17 protein-coding genes are annotated in these 17618 nt (G+C 60.3%); 7 read left to right on the top strand and 10 right to left on the bottom strand.

Annotated elements, in window-relative coordinates:
* Positions 1–91: 91 nt before the first annotated feature.
* From PWG15_RS27990 to PWG15_RS28015, 6 genes are all read left to right on the top strand, one after another.
* Positions 92–1072 (top strand): NAD-dependent epimerase/dehydratase family protein, encoded by a 981-nt coding sequence (locus tag PWG15_RS27990; protein WP_275024769.1) that lies wholly within the window; start codon positions 92–94, stop codon positions 1070–1072.
* Between the two features lie 48 nt (positions 1073–1120).
* The gene (locus PWG15_RS27995) at positions 1121–2113 is read left to right on the top strand and encodes a sugar-binding protein (RefSeq protein WP_275024770.1); all 993 of its coding nucleotides are present in this window, start codon (positions 1121–1123) and stop codon (positions 2111–2113) included.
* Between the two features lie 181 nt (positions 2114–2294).
* Positions 2295–3191 (top strand): NAD-dependent epimerase/dehydratase family protein, encoded by an 897-nt coding sequence (locus PWG15_RS28000; RefSeq protein WP_275024771.1) that lies wholly within the window; start codon positions 2295–2297, stop codon positions 3189–3191.
* A gap of 45 nt (positions 3192–3236) precedes the next feature.
* Positions 3237–4019, top strand: coding sequence for a FadR/GntR family transcriptional regulator (locus PWG15_RS28005; protein ID WP_275024772.1), 783 nt, complete (start codon positions 3237–3239; stop codon positions 4017–4019).
* A 142-nt stretch (positions 4020–4161) separates the two neighbouring features.
* Positions 4162–4377: a hypothetical protein gene (locus PWG15_RS28010; RefSeq protein ID WP_275024773.1), complete on the top strand. Its 216-nt coding sequence runs from the start codon at positions 4162–4164 to the stop codon at positions 4375–4377.
* 184 nt (positions 4378–4561) lie between these two features.
* Positions 4562–4816, top strand: coding sequence for an acyl carrier protein (locus PWG15_RS28015; RefSeq protein ID WP_275024774.1), 255 nt, complete (start codon positions 4562–4564; stop codon positions 4814–4816).
* Positions 4817–5052: 236 nt separating this feature from the next.
* On the opposite strand, the gene PWG15_RS28020 is transcribed toward PWG15_RS28015, so the two are convergent.
* A complete protein-coding gene (locus PWG15_RS28020; protein ID WP_342457058.1) occupies positions 5053–6354 on the bottom strand; it encodes an alpha/beta hydrolase in 1302 nt (433 codons plus the stop codon).
* Positions 6355–6831, bottom strand: coding sequence for a carboxymuconolactone decarboxylase family protein (locus tag PWG15_RS28025; RefSeq protein WP_275024776.1), 477 nt, complete (start codon positions 6829–6831; stop codon positions 6355–6357).
* A gap of 266 nt (positions 6832–7097) precedes the next feature.
* Between PWG15_RS28025 and PWG15_RS28030 the strand changes: the two genes are divergently transcribed.
* The gene (locus PWG15_RS28030; RefSeq protein WP_275024777.1) at positions 7098–8609 is read left to right on the top strand and encodes a PAS domain-containing sensor histidine kinase; all 1512 of its coding nucleotides are present in this window, start codon (positions 7098–7100) and stop codon (positions 8607–8609) included.
* 12 nt (positions 8610–8621) lie between these two features.
* On the opposite strand, the gene PWG15_RS28035 is transcribed toward PWG15_RS28030, so the two are convergent.
* The 8 genes from PWG15_RS28035 to PWG15_RS28070 form a co-directional block, all read right to left on the bottom strand.
* Positions 8622–9815, bottom strand: a complete 1194-nt coding sequence (locus tag PWG15_RS28035; RefSeq protein WP_275024778.1) for an MFS transporter — start codon at positions 9813–9815, stop codon at positions 8622–8624.
* A gap of 290 nt (positions 9816–10105) precedes the next feature.
* Positions 10106–10864: an SDR family oxidoreductase gene (locus PWG15_RS28040; protein ID WP_275024779.1), complete on the bottom strand. Its 759-nt coding sequence runs from the start codon at positions 10862–10864 to the stop codon at positions 10106–10108.
* A gap of 58 nt (positions 10865–10922) precedes the next feature.
* Positions 10923–11333, bottom strand: coding sequence for a cupin domain-containing protein (locus tag PWG15_RS28045; protein WP_275024780.1), 411 nt, complete (start codon positions 11331–11333; stop codon positions 10923–10925).
* A 146-nt stretch (positions 11334–11479) separates the two neighbouring features.
* Positions 11480–12967, bottom strand: a complete 1488-nt coding sequence (locus PWG15_RS28050) for a mechanosensitive ion channel family protein (protein WP_275024781.1) — start codon at positions 12965–12967, stop codon at positions 11480–11482.
* A gap of 140 nt (positions 12968–13107) precedes the next feature.
* Positions 13108–13473, bottom strand: coding sequence for a response regulator transcription factor (locus PWG15_RS28055; protein ID WP_275024782.1), 366 nt, complete (start codon positions 13471–13473; stop codon positions 13108–13110).
* Between the two features lie 313 nt (positions 13474–13786).
* Complete coding sequence (locus PWG15_RS28060; RefSeq protein WP_275024783.1) at positions 13787–14752, bottom strand: MBL fold metallo-hydrolase; 966 nt, start codon at positions 14750–14752, stop codon at positions 13787–13789.
* Positions 14753–14906: 154 nt separating this feature from the next.
* Entirely contained in the window at positions 14907–16493 is a 1587-nt protein-coding gene (locus tag PWG15_RS28065) for a DHA2 family efflux MFS transporter permease subunit (RefSeq protein WP_275024784.1), read from the bottom strand.
* On the bottom strand, positions 16490–17584 hold the full coding sequence (locus tag PWG15_RS28070) for an HlyD family secretion protein (protein ID WP_275024785.1): 1095 nt from the start codon (positions 17582–17584) through the stop codon (positions 16490–16492). Before PWG15_RS28070 ends, PWG15_RS28065 begins: the two co-directional genes overlap by 4 nt.
* Positions 17585–17618: the final 34 nt, after the last annotated feature.

A 17618-nucleotide genomic window follows, 5' to 3' on the forward strand; every position in this document is an offset into this window, starting at 1 on the left:
AATCAGCCCTCACAGGATAAACCTGTTTTGTATGACAAATGGACATTGTCGGACAAAGAGATCATATACTAGCTATCACTGGGAGATAAGCATGCTTATCCTTGTCACCGGGGCAACGGGCAAGGTCGGGCGGCACCTCATAACAACGCTGCTTGGCCGGCCACGTTTTTCAGAGGCGCGCATCCGCGCGCTCTGCCACAACCGCGTGCTCGATCCGACCGAGAGACTTGAAATCATCCGTGGCTCCATCGCCGATCGCACGGTCGCAGAAGGCGCAATCGCCGGCGTAACCCACGTCGTGCACCTCGCGACGTGCAAGGAGACACCGGCCGACGTCATCGATGTCACCGTCAAGGGCCTTTACTGGCTGCTCGAAGCCTTCAGAGCGAGCCCCACGGCCCGGCAGTTCATCCTGATCGGCGGCGACGCCGCAGTCGGCCATTTCTTCTATCCTCATGACGGACCAATCACGGAGGCCACGCCGCACCGCGCCTATCCCGGCTGCTACGCGCTTTCCAAAGTGCTCGAGGAGGTGATCGTCGAGCAGTACGCGATCCAATACGGGTTGAACGTCTGTTGCCTTCGGGCGCCGTGGATCATGGAAAAGGACGACTTCAAGCACTCGCTTTCCTTCGGCGACGATGTGTTTGGTGGCCCCGACTGGAAAACGTTCTTCACGCCCGAGGACGCCAAGCGTCACGCCGAGACCGGAACTGTGCCATTGCTGCGCGATGCCGACGGAAGACCGCTCAAGCGCAACTTCGTTCACGTCAGCGACCTCGTGTCGGCGGTGCTCAGTGCGATCGACAATCCGCGCGCAGAACGCCAGCGCTTCAACATCGCCATGGACCGTCCGGTCGACTATGGCGAGGTTGCCAGCTACCTCAGGCGCACGCGTGGCTTACCGTCCGTTGATGTTCCAAGTGATTTTCACTCGAACTGGCTGGACAACAGCAAGGCGAGATACCTGCTGGACTGGCAGCCCGAATACGATCTCGAAAAGCTTATCGACCAGGCCTGGCAATACGAGCGTCCGCAGAACGATCCTCGCATCGTCTGGTATCCGGGTTGATTTGTGCCGCGGACAGAGGGTGTCCGCTTGTTTCAACGGGAGGATAGAATGAGGAAAGCATTGGTGCTTGCAGTTGCGGCACTCGCGCTGGCCACCGGCTCCGCCGGCGCCCAGACGAAGAAGCAGCTCGTCATTGTCGTCAAAGGCCTCGATAATCCGTTCTTCGAGGCAATCAACCAGGGATGCCAGAAGTGGAACAAGGAAAACACAAGCTCTGAATATGAGTGCTTCTACACCGGACCGGCGTCGACCTCCGATGAAGCCGGTGAGGCGCAGATCGTCCAGGACATGCTCGGAAAGACCAGCACGGCTGCGATCGCCATTTCGCCATCCAATGCCAAGCTGATCGCGCAGACACTGAAGACCGCCAATCCGACAATTCCGGTCATGACGCTCGACGCCGACCTCGCCAAGGAGGACGCGGGCCTGCGCAAGACATATCTGGGCACAGACAACTACACGATGGGGGCGCGGATCGCCGACTACATCAAGAAGGCCAAGCCGAACGGCGGCAAAATCTGCACGATCGAGGGCAACCCGGGTGCCGACAACATCCTCAGGCGCGCCCAGGGCATGCGCGACGTGCTGACCGGGAAGGAAGGACTGGCCGAACTGAAGGGTGAAGGCGGCTGGACGGAAGTCGCGGGCTGCCCGGTCTTTACCAATGACGACGGCGCCAAGGGCGTGCAGGCGATGACGGATATCCTCGCCGCCAATCCCGACCTCGATGCCTTCGGCATCATGGGCGGCTGGCCGCTCTTCGGCGCGCCGCAACCCTATCGCGACCTGTTCAAGCCGATGGCCGACAAGATCGCCAAGAATGAGTTCGTCATCGGCGCAGCCGATACGATTGGCGACGAAGTGGCAATCGCCAAGGAAGGTCTCGTCACCGCGCTCGTCGGCCAGCGCCCATTTGAAATGGGCTACAAGGCACCATCGGTCATGCTGGACCTGATCGCCGGCAAACCAGTGGACGACCCCGTATTCACGGGGCTCGACGAATGCACCAAGGACACGGCGGACACCTGCATCCAGAAATGAAAACAGCGGCCGGGGCGTCCGATGAAGAGCGCCCCGGCCTATGCCATATCCGTGACAACCGGGCTTAACGGCCCTCTTTCCGGCTGGCCGCGGCAAGCTGCAACGATGCCACTTGGAAGATCCCTTACGCGAACTATCATCGACAGGGATCAGTCCCATCTTGCAGGACATGGAGAGCATAATGACCAAGCGGATCATCTTCACCGGCGGCAGTGGCAAGGCCGGCCGTCATGTCGTGCAGTACCTCGTCGAACACGGCCACCAGGTGCTCAACCTCGACACGAGACCTCTCGACAATGCGAAGGTGCGTACGCTGATCACCGACATCACTGACAGCGGCCAGGTCTTCAACGCACTGTCGAGCTATACCGGCCTGCACGAATTCGACGCGTCGCTTGCGCCGCAGCCGATAGACGCCGTCGTCCACTTCGCCGCGATCCCGCGCATCCTGATCGCGCCGGACAACGAGCTCTTCCGCGTCAATGCGATGGGCACCTACAATGTCATTGAGGCTGCGGTTAAGCTTGGCATCCGCAAGATCGTCATCGCATCGAGTGAGACGACCTATGGCCTCGTCTTTGCCAACGAGCCGCGAAACCCGCACTATTTTCCGCTCGATGAGGACTACGATGTCGACCCGATGGATAGCTACGCGCTCTCCAAAGTCGTCAACGAAAAGACCGCTCGCGCCTTTGCACTCAGAAGCGGTGCCGACATTTATGCCTTGCGCATCGGCAATGTCATCGAACCGGACGAATACCGCCTTTTCCCCGGTTGGTTTGCCGATCCGGGCTTCCGCAAGCGCATCGCCTGGAGCTATGTCGACGCGCGCGACCTAGGCCAGATCACGCTTCACGCCGTGGAGACGGATGGTCTCGGGTTTCAGGTCTTCAACGCTGCAAGCGACGACACGTCCTCCGACATTCCGACCCGTGAACTGATCGACCGGTTCTACCATGGCGTTCCGGTCAAGGGTCAGCTCGGCGAATACGAGACGCTTCTATCTAACCGCAAAGCCCACGCGATGCTGGGCTTTAAGCCGCAGCACAGCTGGCGAAAATACGTTGACCTCGGGTGATGCAATGCCCGGGGTGAGTGGCACAGATGCAAGAAATTGACGACAATGGCTGAACGGCAATCAGGAAAAGTCTCCCCCGGATCGACTACGGCGGAGGCGGTGCGCGCGAGCCGGCGGCTTGATGCGCCACGTATGTCGGGACCCAGCGTGCACATGTCGCTTGCCGATGACATCGGCCTCAAGATCGTGCGTGGCGATTATCCGCCGGGCACGATCCTGCCGAACGAGACTCAATGGACGGAAATCTTCAAGGTCAGTCGCACTGCGGTGAGAGAGGCGATCAAGATATTGATGGCCAAGGGATTGCTCGCCTCGCGTCCGAAAGTCGGCAGCTGGGTGGAGCCGAAGGAGCGTTGGAACCTGCTCGATCGCGACGTTCTGAGCTGGTATGCGCTCTCACCGGACCGTCTTCAGTTCCTCAAGACCGTGCAGGAATTTCGCTACATCCTGGAGCCGGAGGCGACGGCGCTTGCAGCCGCCCGCCGGAGCGAAGAGCAGATGGCCGAAATCCGCGCCGCACTGGAAGACATGCAACAGGCGACAACGCTGCAGAGCCGCATACAGGCTGACACGCACTTCCATCTTGCAATCCTGCGGGCGTCCGGGAACGATCTCCTGATCCCGCTCGGGGCATTGATCGAGTCTGCGCTCAACCACCTTTTCCAGCTGGTGACACGTGAGGACAGCAGCTCCGTCCACGCGCTGAAGCTCCACGCGGACATCGAGAAAAGCATTCGCCTCGGACGTCCGAACGCGGCCCGCAACGCCGTGCGGCGACTTTTGGCAAATACCGATGAGCTCATTGCACATCCGGAACGCAACGTGTGATCGCCACATCATGCCGCAGACAAGCGTAAGCAACCGGCCTTTGCGCTTCGGCACGGTCAAACGCGATACGCCTGCCCAGAATCCCCTTCAGTTCGATCCCACATATATTATAATTCCCTCATATAATGTAGGAGGGAAGGCTATGAAGGACACCGGGATCACTATGAACGCCGAGTTCCAGGGCAGCCCCGTCAGTGTATTGTCGAGTGACCCACTAATGGGCACTTTCGAAATCACATCTTCGACAGGCGAAACCATCGAAGTCTTGCTGGATCGCTACAGTGCGGAGGCATTGCTTTCGGCTCTGGCGCAATTCCTTGCTCACGATGAGGATGCACAGGCGTCTTGGCTGCAATGACAGACTTGGCTGGGGTGAAAGAAAAAAGAAGGCTTGATCTCTAGTCCTCGCCAAACGATGCGGAAGCGCTCCGAGTACGGACGTGGCTCTCTATGGCTTTCGGATCAAGACTGAAGGCTAGCACCGATAGCAAAGCCGACCATCAGGCTCTTTGGTGCTATGATCTGGCTGCGGGAGGAGGCCTATGGAAACCACAAGAGCCGATGTCGCCTGCCGTTTGAGAAGCATCGTCGTCGAAGTTCTGGGTGTCAAAGCATCGGAGGTTCTGGAAGACGCCTCGTTTGCCGATGATTTAGGAGCGGACTCGCCGGCGATTTCTCAACTGTCGACGATGATCGAGGAGGAGTTCGATATATTCATCACGGATGAGTCATTCGGCAAGCTCGTGACATTTGGCGACGCAGTCGAATTCATCATCGCATCCCAAATACTGACCTGATCAAGCATGCCACGGCATACTCTTGCCGCTCCGGATCTCGACGTTCTTGGGTGTTGAGCGTGCACACGCTTGCCGCTCCGCAGTGAAAACCCTGCAATCTCAGCGGTTGGCGCTTAAACAGACGGGCCGGACTTCGACGCAATGTCGCGCGTGTCCTCAACAATCTAGCCGGGGGTGGGAGTCCATAGGACTGGGTGTTGAGGGAGCCGCAGGCTTTGAGGGAAGCCTTGGGACAATCAGCGCGACGCCTGCTGGACATCCGATATTAGCCAGAAAGGGCGCTTGATTTCGACAAGCTGGCGGCGGGGATCGCCGGCTTTCGCCCTGTCGCGGATGAGCGCGACCAAGTCTGCCTTAACAGTTGGGTCGGACAGGAAGTAGCTGTGGCCGGTAAAGCCGCCGCGACCCGAAAACTCGATAAAATCGACCAGCCCTCCCATATGGGAACCAGCCCATTTGGACGCCGCCTCGCTCCTGTCCTTGGGAATCCTGCCGACAGCAAGCTGACCGAGCCGCAAGGCGCTGCCAGAGATCAGCGTTGATGCCTTCAACGCTTCGTCCCTGGGCGACGAATAGACCGTGAGGTGCATAGCGCCTTGAGACGGCAATGCGCTTGGAGTTGATTTGCTGCCGAAGGCAAGATCTGGGTCCGATACCCAGGCGAACAACTTGGATGAAGCCACATCGAGATCAATATCGGGAGCGAAAAACACCGCATTCGCGATCTTGTAGCGCTGCCAAAGCGAGGATCGGCTGACGTAGGCTTCGATGGCGAGTTGTTGGATCACACTCGCGAGCACATCGGTTCCGCGGCTATGCGCCAAGAGGTGAACCCGTTCGACACCCTTGGTTTCGGCGATGATGCGAATGGCTTTCTTGAAGTCTGCAACGGCAAATTCGCTCGACTCGCGGTCGATGTTGTAGCCAAAGAACGAGCCGCCAGAACCTCCGGCAGGCCATGTCAGGACAATGCAGACAAATTCGTTTTGCAGCGATCTGCAGATTTCTCCTGTGGCGAGCGCGGCGTCGTCGAAGCTGTTGTTGTATCCGTGAACAAAGACCACGACTTCCTTACGTCTGGCTCCTGCGAGACGACGGGCGACTTCTGTCTGCAGCGATGAAACAGCCTGTTCATGGGCCGCGACTGCCTCCGGTGTGCGGCGAAGCCCGTTCGCGGTCGCAACAACACCGTAAGGTGTTGCCGGAAACCGCCCGACCTCGGAAACCGCGCCGACACGAAGGTCACCTTTGCTGGTGGTTGAGTTGCGCGTTGAGGTCAACGATACCGATCCGAAGCTCAAGAAGATGGCTCGCTCGGCACCGTAGGACAATTTACTGCCGGAAGCGCTTACGGGGGATCGGTCCGTAACGTAGAGGAGGTTGGAGGCTGCGGAGCTTCGTTGCGATCGAACGGTCTGCGCGCTTTGCAGCGCCGGTGATGCGGTAACCGGAAGCGTTGTAACTTTGGCATTCTGCGTGGCACAACAGACAAGGCAGACAAGCATGAGGAGGCCCGCCATGGCCCGACAGAAGTCCATCTAGAGACCGGCCTTGTCCAGCCCGTAGGCCTTGTCGGCGGAACCGGGAACGGTGCGGGCAGCGATACTCATGCGGTTCCAGGCATTGATCGCCATGATCCGGAATGTGAGATCGGAAATCTCCTTCTCGGACAGTTCGCTCCTCACCCTTTCATAGATTTCGTCGGGAACACCGCCGTCCGGGAGCTTGGTCAGCGCCTCTGTCCAGGCGAGCGCGGCCCGCTCGCGCGGAGAGAACAACGGGGCTTCACGCCAGGCCGCGATGTGGAAGAGCCGCAGCGGGCGCTCGCCGTTGATGATCGCTTCCTTCGCATGCATATCGATGCAGAACGCACATCCGTTCATCTGGGATGCCCGCATGTCGACAAGGATCAGTATGGTCTCCTCGATCGAGCCGTTCCTGATCTCGTTGCCGAGCGCCATCATGGCTTTGACCATGCCGGGCGAAAGCTGGGAGTAATTGAACCGCTGGGTCATGGTGCTTCAACCTTCTGCCTGGCGCTGTCGACGGACACCTTCGAGGTGGTCGTTTGCTATCGTGGCGGAAGTGCACCCAATCCGGCAGCTATACATCCGTTTATGCACCGGCCGACAAAGGGGCCGCGCCCAGTCCGCCGGGGTCAGATTGAAAACGGAGTCCTTCGCGATATAATGCAGCCGTTCATTCACCAAGGCAGTCGGTCCACCGCCGAGCTTCGGCGTGACGTCCTATTTTTTGACCGTCGTCTTCAGCGGAGCGACAGATGTCCAACGACGATGGACTGACGAAATGCGCCCCTTTTCACGAAAACACCCGTAATACCGCCGCGCTCGCGCTTGATCTCCTCGAGAATATACCTGGCCACGTTTGGTCAATGGATCCGGCGGGCCGATTCATCTATCGCAATCGGAGCATGGACGCCTACTTCGGCGTCGGCCTGTGTGACCACGGCGCATGGCTCGAGCGTGTCCATAGAGATGATCAGCGCTATGTAGCTGCAAGCTGGCGGGAGAGCATGGAGGCGGGTCAACCATTCGACAATGCCCATCGCCTGCGTGGGGTGGACGGCGAGTTTCGCTGGTTTCGTGCTTCGGGGAGACCCACAAGGGACCCACGCGGCCACGTCGCTGGATGGCATGGTCAGACCATCGACATCGAACACCAAAAGAGGGCCGAGGAGAGCTTGCGCGCACGGTCGCTCGAGTTGTCCCTGCTGGTCGACATGGTTCCGAGCAATCTATGGCGATTGACACCTGACGGCACCACGACGCTGGTCAACAAACGCATGGCAGACTACCTGGGCCTTGATCTTTCAAACGTGAGTGACGTTGCGTCCGTCATGGACACGATCTTTCATCCCGATGACGCTGACGCCGTTTTTGCCGAGCTAACCCGTTGCCTTGCGACTGGGGAACGATTTTCGATGAGATATCGGTTACTTCGTGCGGATGGCATGTACCGCTGGATGTCCGGTCGCGCGGAGCCGATGCGAGACCAGGATGGCAATATCGTCCAATGGTTCGGGCTTTGCCACGATATAGAAGACCAGGTGCAGACAACGGCCGCCTTGCGCCGATCCGCCGAGAAACTCGCTCAGGCAACGCAGGCGGCGAACCTGTCGCAGCTTTCCGCCTCGATCGCACACGAAGTCAACCAGCCGCTGGCAGCAATCGCCACGGATACCGACGCATGCCTGCGCTGGCTTTCGGCCGATCCGCCAAACATCGAGCGAGGGAAGCTTGCGGCAGAGCGCATTACCCAGGATATTGTGGCAGCAGCCGAAGTTATCAGTCGCATCCGCGCACTCTTCAAACACCAGCCGCAGGCGCGGACGGTCGAAGATGTAAACCGCCTCGTCCACGAGGTGCTTGACCTCATGTCGGACGAAATAGCGGCAACGACGACCCGCATCGACATGAACCTCGACCCGCGTCTTCCGAAGGTTTCGCTCGATCGGGTGCAGGTCCAGCAGGTTCTGGTAAACCTCATCCGCAACGGCATCCAGGCCATGGACGCGACGAACCCTCTGCGTTCGCTGAAGATCATGTCCAACTGTGAGCGCCCCGGTACCATCCGGATCTCCGTCGAGGACGTCGGAAGCGGTTTCAAGGATCCCGAGCGCGTGTTCGAACCATTCTTCACGACCAAGAGCAACGGCATGGGAATGGGGCTTCCGATCTGCCGATCGATCGTTGAAGCCCATGGCGGCCGTCTCTGGGTCACCAACAACGACGCTTTCGGCGCGACGGTCGCGTTCACTCTGCCCGTCGCCTGAGGTTCCGGGGCGCTATGTCGCCGAACGGCCAAGCCTACCGACCAGGCCTCGTGCTGCAAACGCTCGACCGACGACGAACATGGCGAGCGCCCATGCGGCTACCGTCATGGCGACACACACCCCTGCGAGGCTTGCGTATCCCGAAGCGGCAATAACTACCCCTGCAAAGATCGGCCCAGCTGCAAATCCGAGCAGGTACGCAGACCCGGCTGCGGCCGCCCAACGCCCGCTGTGGTCCAGCGCCGCCGCCAAACCGAACAGATACGGAAGCGAAAAGTAGTATAGGACGGCCGAGACAATGATTGCGACGCTGTACGCCACCGGATCTTTCCAAAGGCAAAGGGCGAGTGCGACGAGCACGTAGCCAAGGCAGAACACGGAGATCGGGATTGCTCGTCCCCAGCGGACATTAAGTGCAGTGGCCGCGCCCGCCCCGGCAAGGCCCACGACAGTGGACACCGTGAGGATGTACCCCACCGCGGCCGTGTCCAGACCGATACGCTCGCCCATTGGGCCGCTGAACGCAAAGAGGCCGGCAGAGACTGCCACGTAAAGAACGATCGCGGCAAACAGTATGCTTCCGAGCAGTGGGACGGACGGCATCGCCCGGGTCTCAGCCTGCCTCAAGGCTCGAAGATTCGGGAGGAGAAACAGAAGTGGTGAAAATGTCAGCGTCAGGCCCGCGATGAGAGCGAAAACGCCTCTATGCGCATAGGCTGCAGCTACTTCACCGCCGACGCTGAACAGCGCCACGCTGCCAATCGCCCAGACAAGCTGGAAGTAGCCAAAGATCTTTTCCGGATTGCGGCTATGAGAGGCGACGATGCTGAGCGACATGGCATAGAGCGCACCTTCCCCGATGCCTGCCAGCGCCCGGAGCAGGACAAGCATGGCCCATCCATCGGCAGTGATTGATGCAGCCTGGGCCGCCAAGGTTAGCAAGACCGCGAACAGACCAGCGCGGCGGTAGGACACGCGCGGCAAGATGGGCGCGATCAAAGTCGCGGTGGCGGCCAACGCCAGAAGCTCGGCAGAGGCTACGACGCCGGCGTCGCGCTCGGACAATGCGAGACCGTCAATCAGTCCGGCAACAACGAAGGGCGACATTTGGGGAACGAGGCCGCCGATCACCTGACAGGCTGTTGCACACACCACGAGTGAAATCGGATCGCGGGACGCGATGGGGTCGATTGAAACATTGGCCATGGCTCGGTCTCCCGGCCGGTTCCGTGGTCGCTAGCTGCCAAACGTACCATGATCGAGGAGGATGTGGATGATAGACCTTGGTTTAGCCCTAACCTTCGGCAGGAGATCCTCGAGAAAAAAGCCCTGTTCGATCGCGAATGCCACTAGTCTTGTGCCGAGATGTCCCGAGAGGGCGCATGCGGCGCTCTACATCGGATGCTCCGTTTTCGCGCGCCAAGGGCCGGATGATCGCACCGGAATAGAGGCATCGGGGGCCGATACGCGACGCATCGCCCCCCGACCGAAAGACCTCATGCGGCGGCCTGAGATTGTTGAGCATTCCAGGTCCTGAAGTCCAGTTTACCCAGCTTGGCGGGTCCAAGGGGAACCAGCGACTGATCGTCGACGCGCGAGCCGAAGTACTTGGCGTCGGGGTCGGCAACAACCTTACTGCTATCGCCGACAGCTGCTAGATACTCTGAAATGAAATCGCTCATGGGCTTCTTTTCAGGACCGGCGATCTCGATCGTTTGGCTCTCAGGTTTGCCGATCGTCGCTTCTGCAACAAAAGTCGCGACGTCGTCTGCTGCGATGGGCTGGAACGCGCCCGACGAGACACGGGCCGTATTGTCGACCATTGCCTCATCGGCAATGCCGCCGAGGAACTCCAGGAACTGCGTCGACCTCACAATGGTGTAGGGAACGCCGCCCCTTTTGATCAGGTCTTCCTGTGCGACTTTCGCACGGAAATAGCCATTGTCGGGCGACCGTTCGATACCGACGATGGAGAGCGCAACGTGGTGGCCGACACCGGCCGCCAGTTCCGCCTTGAGCAGGTTCGAGGTCGACCGTTCGAAGAACGAGAGAACGGCGCTCGGTTCGAAGGAGGGCGAGTTGCTGACGTCGAGCACCACCTGGGCGCCGGCGAGCACATCGGCCAATCCTTCGCCCGTGAGCGTATCGACGCCCGTGGACGGCGCCGACTGCACAACGTCGTGACCCTTACTTCTGAGGCGCTCTGCAACCTTTGACCCGATGCGGCCGGTGCCGCCGATAATGACGATTTTCATTGCTGTACTCCTTGCAAGCTCGGCGATGGATCACCGCAACTGGTTGTGAAGAAGGGCTTTACTTCGCGGGTAACACCATCTTCGTTTCGGTGGTGTCGAGAACGAAAACGGCCAGGATCTTCGCCGGCTCGCTGTCGCTGGCGTTCGCGCTTACGCGGTGATGATCACCCGGGACTTCGATCCAGTTCTCACCGGTCTTGTAGACTTTGACAGGACCGTCGTTGATCTGGCTCTTGATGCTGCCCTCGATCACCGTCGCGTAGATAAACGCGCTCTTGGGGTGCGTGTGTGACGGGTTATGGCCACCCGGGCCGTATTCGACCAGAACGCCGCGCATACTCTTGCCGGGCACATTCGGAAGTGCGTGATCGAACACCACTGTGACCTTGGCATTGTAGGGCTCGTCGGAGGCCGCCGCCGGTCCTGTGATCAGCGTCGCAAGCAGCAGGCCACTCGCTAATCTTCGCATGGATTTCTCCTCAATTCACGTTAATTGCAACGTGTGGGATCGTATGGCCAGCCTCGGGGAAGAAACAGATATACGTAGGTTTGCAGCAACGGCGATGTTGTCTCTAGAGAGATTGCGTCTTCGCTTCAGAACCCCACGTAGCCGCTTCAGCTTTTCGCGCTCTCTCGTTGGCTTCGAAAGATGGATCGGATTGCGTGGAGCAGATCCAGCCTGCGCCGCTCACGCTGGTTCGCAGGCAATTCCGGCCTTGCGCCGATCGCCTCCCGCTGTGCGAGGTGCGCCGCCAGATCCTCGGCAATTTCGGGGCGCTTGAACAAGAGTGGCGCAATTGCTGCCTGACCGAGCTCATAGACGGCGAGACGGGTGGCAGCATGGAGGCCATGCTTCTCCTTCATACCGGCGAGCAGACCATCTTCGCCGAAGAAGTCGCCGGGAGCCAGGCGAGCAATCTCATTCTCGCCGCTCTTCATCGCGACCACACCATTCTTGATGATCATCAAGCTGGCCAGAGCCCGGCCTTCTGCGACAATTTCGGCTCCAGCCGGAAAGTTGCGTAGCGTAGCCGAGAGGGCAAGCGCGTCGCGTTCTTCCTGGCTCAGGTTCGAGAAGATCGGGACCGCGCCGATCAGGTCCTGTGCCGGCGCGCCGAAGTGACGTGGATCGGGCCTCGTGGCGTCCAGCGCCAGCGGGCTCTCCGGAGGCATCGCCAATTGCAATCCATTTGCCCTGCAATGCCGGTAGACCAGGTCGATAACCTCGTTGCGTGCCGGGCCACGCTGGGCCGGGCTGGTGACCCGGAACTGGAGTTCCACGGTGATGGCGCTCGCGTCGATCCCCACAACTCCGACAGTCGGCGGCGGCTGCCTCACGATGGCATTGCAACTGTCGAGAACGGTGTTCATCACCTCGACGATGATCCGCGGCATCCGGGTCGGAGCCACACGCACAGAGACAACGATCTGATGGTTCTCGTCCGGCTGGCTGACATTGGTCAGCCCCACCTTTGCCAGAACGCTGTTCGGCAGGACGACGAGATTGTGGGCTGCGGTGAGGAGATGCGTCGAACGCCAGTTGCTTGAAACCACCCGACCTTCGGTTCCATCGCTCAGACAGATCCAATCACCAAGGACGTAGGGGCGACCGAGGGTCAGCGCTATTCCCGAGAAGACATCACTCAACGTGCTCTGCAATGCGAGACCGAGAATGATCGCAATGATGCCCGAAGTCGCCAGCAAGCCGCCGATCGGCACCCCGAATACGAAAGCCAGGATGGAAAGCAGTACGCCGAGGTAGACGACGGCAACGACCAGGTCCTGGATCAAACGCGCTTCTCGCGGGCGGCCATCGAGAACAAGGTAAAGCCGAACGAAGCCGATCACGGCCCAGGAGAGATGAACCCACCAGAGCGTTTTTGCCGCCACGAACAGCGTCTGCGTGTCGTTGAGATATGTCGGATCGAAGCGAAACGGATTCATGCGACTGTAGGCGAGCACAACAGTCATCGCCGCAAAGAACGCGATCTGCACCACCAGCCGCGCCGTTGGACGCGCCCTTCCCTGCAGGTGCCAGACGACAATTCCGGCAAGGCCAAGCATGCAGACGAGCGCAGGAAGCAGTTGAGTTTGCTGGTCCATTTCCAGTCTCCGGCGAAACCATGCGAGCTCTTTCGTCCGAGCAAATATGACGACAACGACGCGAGCGTCGGATACGAGCCCCAAGAAGGATTGCAGATCATTGTTCCCCGGCGGACACAGTCTCGCCGTCCAGGATCTCGCTACAGCTGCCGGATGGAACTGATCAGCCTGTTGCTGTTCAATGGCTTGCTCAGAAACTCCGATGCCCCGCCCTTCAACGCAGCCTCCTCGGCGTCGGCATCTGCGTAGGATGTCATGATCAGTACGGGCTGTTCGTGCCCTTGCGTCCTGAGCGTTCTAAGAAGCTCTAGTCCGGACATCCCAGGCATGCGCAGGTCAGTCAGGATACAGTCGGCCGTCCTGAAACCTTCCTGCGAAATGAAATCTTCAGCCGACTCGTAGACTTCGCCGACTATCCCCACGGCTTCCAAAAGGTCCTGCAACGCCAACCGCAGGCTGCGGTCATCATCGATTATCGCGACAATCTTCGCTCGAGATCCGGACATCCGTGGCGATCTTTTCTGAAACGGGGCCGTGTCGTGGGTCGTCTGGTACGTGCAAGCAGGCATTAAGGAAAATGAGCGGAGCGGCGTGTTCTCAGCTTAGTTTCGCCAGCGTATCACGATTGTATTCGCCCAAAAGATATACCAACGTTTGCATCGCCTTCAATGCTCTCGGGAGAGACGAGGGCGTGGCCGCCCTCGTTGCCAATAGTGCGGCCTGATAAGCCGGAACTCCGGCTTTCCGCGGAAGCTTGGCGCCCGGAAGACCAGGCAAACCGTTGGCTCTTGTGAGCCCATCGGTCGGCAAGACCAACTGTCAGTAATCCCAGAAGACCGGGACCCACCGGAAGTGGTCGCCATCGACCGCCACGTGGCCGACGGACGGAAACGGCAGGTGAGTGGCCACCAGCGACGATCCGGTCGCCGCAAGCTCCGTCAAGAGACGCACCCGAACGCGGGCGGCCTCCTCGGGGTCGTGTTCGAAGCCGTTGTACCAGTCGGGATGGTCGAACGCGACCGCGAACAAGGCGTCGCCGGCAAACATCAGCCGGTCGTTGCCAGAGGCCACACGGACCACGCAGTGCCCCGGGGTATGACCGCCAGTTCGTTGGGCGACCACACCCGGAGCAACCTCGCACTCCTCGTCGAACGGCCGCAGATGATTGCGGTACTCGTTCGCGAACCGCTTCGCAGTCGCGCGGAGCGCGTCCGGGAATCCCTGCGGCATGACCGCGTGGGAAAAATCGGGAGATTCCCAGAATTTGATCTCGGCGGCTGCCACATGGATCCGCAAATCCGGACGCAGCTGCTCCTTCACGCCGTCAACGAGCAGTCCGCCGACGTGGTCCATGTGCATGTGGGTAAGAACCACGTCGGTCACGGACCCAAGATCGATGCCCGCGGCCTCCAGCCGCCGGATCAGTTGACCCGCCCGCGGCAGATTCAAGTCCGGGTCCAAGCCAAGCCCTGCGTCGATAAGTATGGTTTGGGCGCCGCTTCGCACCACGACCACGTTGAGAGCCCAGTCGAGAGTATCCGGCGGCAGGAACATGTCGCCGAGCCAAGCTGCCCGATCACCCGCCTCCGCATTGTGTCCCAACATCGCGGTTGGCAGTGGCAGAACCCCGTCGCTGATCACCAGCACCTCGATGTCACCGACCCGCACCGCGTAACGCGACGGCACCAGTTCGTCGCGCGCCGACCGACTGCGGTGCAAGGCGTCCAAGGTCGTGTTTGTATCTTGCTGGTCAATCGTATGAGATCTTGCTTCGGCCTGGGACATGATACCCTCCTGTTTGCCTGATCGAGACGTGTCACCCACGGTTATGTGGTGGAGTCTAAGTGGGAGCGGTGTTGAGGGTCGAGCTATACCTGGGTTTAGGGCAGCCCATGGGCGCAACGGTCGCCGCTTGCCACGCATGCCATCCATTCTTGCACTAACGCGCGCGGCGCGCTTTCGCCCGCCGGGCAAATCCGATCTTGATCGCCACCAGGATGGGCGCTGCGACGACAAACAGAAGCGCTACGGCGTTGAATGCGGTGTCGAATGCGATCACGACAGACTGACCGGTAACGGCGCGGCCGAGAAGTGCTATCGCGGCCCGGCTGGCGGGAACAGCATCCATCCCCCTCGCCGCAAGCATCGCGGTGGTGCTGGTCAGGCGTTCGATGACGGCCTGACCTCCGGCATTGATACTGGAGCCGAGGACGGCGCCATTTGCAGCAACGTTATGGTCGATCAGGGTCTGGAGCCCAGCGACGCCGACAAGGCCACCGAGCTGGCGCCCGGTGTTGAAAAGCCCGATCCCGGACGCGAGGTTTCGGCTGTTGAGATTGCTGAAAGCAATCAGCGTGATCGACAGAAACAGGAAGCCGAGGCCAAGGCCACGCAAAAGGATCGCGGCCATCATGTCGTCCGCCCCGCTTTCACTGGTCGACCCGGACAGCATCCACATCGCAATCATGATCAAGAGGATGCCGAAAGGTACGGTTGCGAATGGAGCAATACGACGGACCTGCATGAGAAAGGCGGCAAAGAGCAATGCCCCGACAAAGAGCGCGCCGCTCGGCAGGAGAAGCAGGCCCGCTTCGGTTGGCGTGAACGCCAGCACGGATACGGCAAAGGACGGGATCAGGAATGCGCTTCCGAACAGTGCGGCACCAGCGACGAAACTGACGATGAAGGCGAAGGCGAAATCCTCTGATTTGAACAGGGAAAAATCGAGGAGGCCATTGCCCTTGCCGAGCGCCTGCTGCCCCAGGAACAGGAGCAGCGAGGCAACGCCCAACACGGAGAGCCAAAGGATGCGCGGCTCTTCGAACCAGTCCCAGCGGCTTCCCTGGCTGAAGACATAGGTGGCGCAGAAAAGCGCGACCGAGACAAGTGTGAAGCCGATCCAATCAAACGGACGTGGCCGCGTTGTGGTGGGCGCCGGATCATCGACCATCAACAAAAGCCCGGCGGCGGCCAGGGACAGGATGACGTTACAGTAGAAGATCCACGCCCAGGACTGGCTGTCCAGCAACCACCCCTGCAGCGCCGGAGCGATCGTCGCAGGCGCGACCACGGCCCCCATGGCAAACAACGCCTGTAGGACTGGCTGATGCGCTTTCGGATAGGCAAAGAAGATGGTGGCCTGCCCTGCAACGAGGAGGATACCGCCGGCGAGACCTTGCACGACCCTGAGGGCAATCAGCAGGTCCAGCGATGTCGTCATCGACGCAATGCCGGACGCAAGTCCCATGATGAGCGTCGAGGCGATAATGAGGCTCAGCGGTCGGACGCGGCTAAGCATCGGGGCCGCAACCATGAAACCGATGAACTTGAAGGCAGTGTAGCCGACGTCGAGCCAGGCGAACTCGTCCGGGGTGGCATAAATGTCGCCGGTGATATCACCGCGTCCGAGCGATAGAACGGTACTGGCAATCGCCTCCGTCAGTGCCGCCACCACGATACCGATGATAAGTAGCGCGCCTGACGCCGACGTCTCGCGGCTGCTGGTCGTGGCCACGTGCGTCGTCATGACCCGCTCCCGAGATCCACGTCGACCCGTGCGGACAGACCGGGCACGAGGCGCCCCGTCAATGGATTACTCGCAAATCGGATCTTGACCGGCACCCGCTGGACGACACGAACGAAGTTTCCGGTTGCATTGTCTGACGGCAGCAGGCTGAAGGCGGAGCCGCTGCCGGGAGCGAAGCTGTCAACCGTGCCTTCAAGCTTCTGGTCCGGGTAGCTGTCGATGGTGATGCGGACACGTTGACCCGGCTGGATGTGTTCGAGTTGCGTTTCCTTGAAATTGGCAACGACCCACACGTCGTCGACCGGAACGATATCGAGCAGGGAGGCACCCGGCGCAACGAACCGGCCAACGCGAACCTGACGGTTGCCGATAACGCCATCGACCGGGGCGCGAACGATCGTGCTCTCCAGATCGATCTGAGAAAGATCGCGCGCTGCTTCTGCCTGTGCCACGGCCGCGACGGCGGCTTCACGCTGCGCCGCGAGGACGGCGATGCGCTGCTTCTGCGCCTCGATCGTCGCAGACGCCGCAGATACGCTTGCCTCCGTTCTCGATCGCGCCGCATCGCTTTCGTCGACATGCGCCTGGCTGATGGTGTTGCTGCGGATCAGTTCGCGGCGACGTTCATACGCCTTGGCAGCCAGATTCATCTCGGCGACGGCCGATCGCTTCTGGGCTTCGGCCTGACGAATAAGGGCGTGCTGAAGCTCTGTCTCCGCATCGACATTGACCAGCCGAGCCTTGGCGGCTTCAACATTGGCCGCCGCTTGCGCAAGGCGAGCCCGATAGTCCCTGTCATCGATCCGGAAAAGCACGTCGCCCGCCCGAACACTCTGATTGTCCTTCACCTCGACGGCCACGACATAACCGGCAACCTTTGGCGCAAGCGAGGTCACATCGCCGCGGACATAGGCGTTATCCGTCGACGCCTCACCACCCGGGCGAGCCCAGGCCCAGCCGCCTGCGACGGCCACCACAGCGCCGAGGCACAGCAACACGCCAACCTTCTTCCTCTTGCCGGATCGCTTCGGGGCGACGCCGACGGAAGCGATCCCTGTGACGGTGGCAATCTTGTCCTCGAGCGTATCCATTGTCCCAGTCCCTGTTGGATTTCGTCGGCTGCGA

This window comes from Ensifer adhaerens, from assembly GCF_028993555.1.
Classification (GTDB): Bacteria; Pseudomonadota; Alphaproteobacteria; order Rhizobiales; family Rhizobiaceae; genus Ensifer; species Ensifer adhaerens_I.

What these genes read in the sequence shown, in the direction of transcription:
- PWG15_RS28020 (WP_342457058.1), bottom strand. Translation starts at nt 6,354, where the DNA reads ATGGACTTCTGTCGGGCCATGGCGGGCCTCCTCATGCTTGTCTGCCTT.
- PWG15_RS28055 (WP_275024782.1), bottom strand. Translation starts at nt 13,473, where the DNA reads ATGTCCGGATCTCGAGCGAAGATTGTCGCGATAATCGATGATGACCGC.
- PWG15_RS28045 (WP_275024780.1), bottom strand. Translation starts at nt 11,333, where the DNA reads ATGCGAAGATTAGCGAGTGGCCTGCTGCTTGCGACGCTGATCACAGGA.
- PWG15_RS28010 (WP_275024773.1), top strand. Translation starts at nt 4,162, where the DNA reads ATGAAGGACACCGGGATCACTATGAACGCCGAGTTCCAGGGCAGCCCC.
- PWG15_RS28025 (WP_275024776.1), bottom strand. Translation starts at nt 6,831, where the DNA reads ATGACCCAGCGGTTCAATTACTCCCAGCTTTCGCCCGGCATGGTCAAA.
- PWG15_RS28000 (WP_275024771.1), top strand. Translation starts at nt 2,295, where the DNA reads ATGACCAAGCGGATCATCTTCACCGGCGGCAGTGGCAAGGCCGGCCGT.
- PWG15_RS27990 (WP_275024769.1), top strand. Translation starts at nt 92, where the DNA reads ATGCTTATCCTTGTCACCGGGGCAACGGGCAAGGTCGGGCGGCACCTC.
- PWG15_RS28005 (WP_275024772.1), top strand. Translation starts at nt 3,237, where the DNA reads ATGGCTGAACGGCAATCAGGAAAAGTCTCCCCCGGATCGACTACGGCG.
- PWG15_RS28050 (WP_275024781.1), bottom strand. Translation starts at nt 12,967, where the DNA reads ATGGACCAGCAAACTCAACTGCTTCCTGCGCTCGTCTGCATGCTTGGC.
- PWG15_RS28065 (WP_275024784.1), bottom strand. Translation starts at nt 16,493, where the DNA reads ATGACGACGCACGTGGCCACGACCAGCAGCCGCGAGACGTCGGCGTCA.
- PWG15_RS28040 (WP_275024779.1), bottom strand. Translation starts at nt 10,864, where the DNA reads ATGAAAATCGTCATTATCGGCGGCACCGGCCGCATCGGGTCAAAGGTT.
- PWG15_RS28035 (WP_275024778.1), bottom strand. Translation starts at nt 9,815, where the DNA reads ATGGCCAATGTTTCAATCGACCCCATCGCGTCCCGCGATCCGATTTCA.
- PWG15_RS28060 (WP_275024783.1), bottom strand. Translation starts at nt 14,752, where the DNA reads ATGTCCCAGGCCGAAGCAAGATCTCATACGATTGACCAGCAAGATACA.
- PWG15_RS28015 (WP_275024774.1), top strand. Translation starts at nt 4,562, where the DNA reads ATGGAAACCACAAGAGCCGATGTCGCCTGCCGTTTGAGAAGCATCGTC.
- PWG15_RS28070 (WP_275024785.1), bottom strand. Translation starts at nt 17,584, where the DNA reads ATGGATACGCTCGAGGACAAGATTGCCACCGTCACAGGGATCGCTTCC.
- PWG15_RS28030 (WP_275024777.1), top strand. Translation starts at nt 7,098, where the DNA reads ATGTCCAACGACGATGGACTGACGAAATGCGCCCCTTTTCACGAAAAC.
- PWG15_RS27995 (WP_275024770.1), top strand. Translation starts at nt 1,121, where the DNA reads ATGAGGAAAGCATTGGTGCTTGCAGTTGCGGCACTCGCGCTGGCCACC.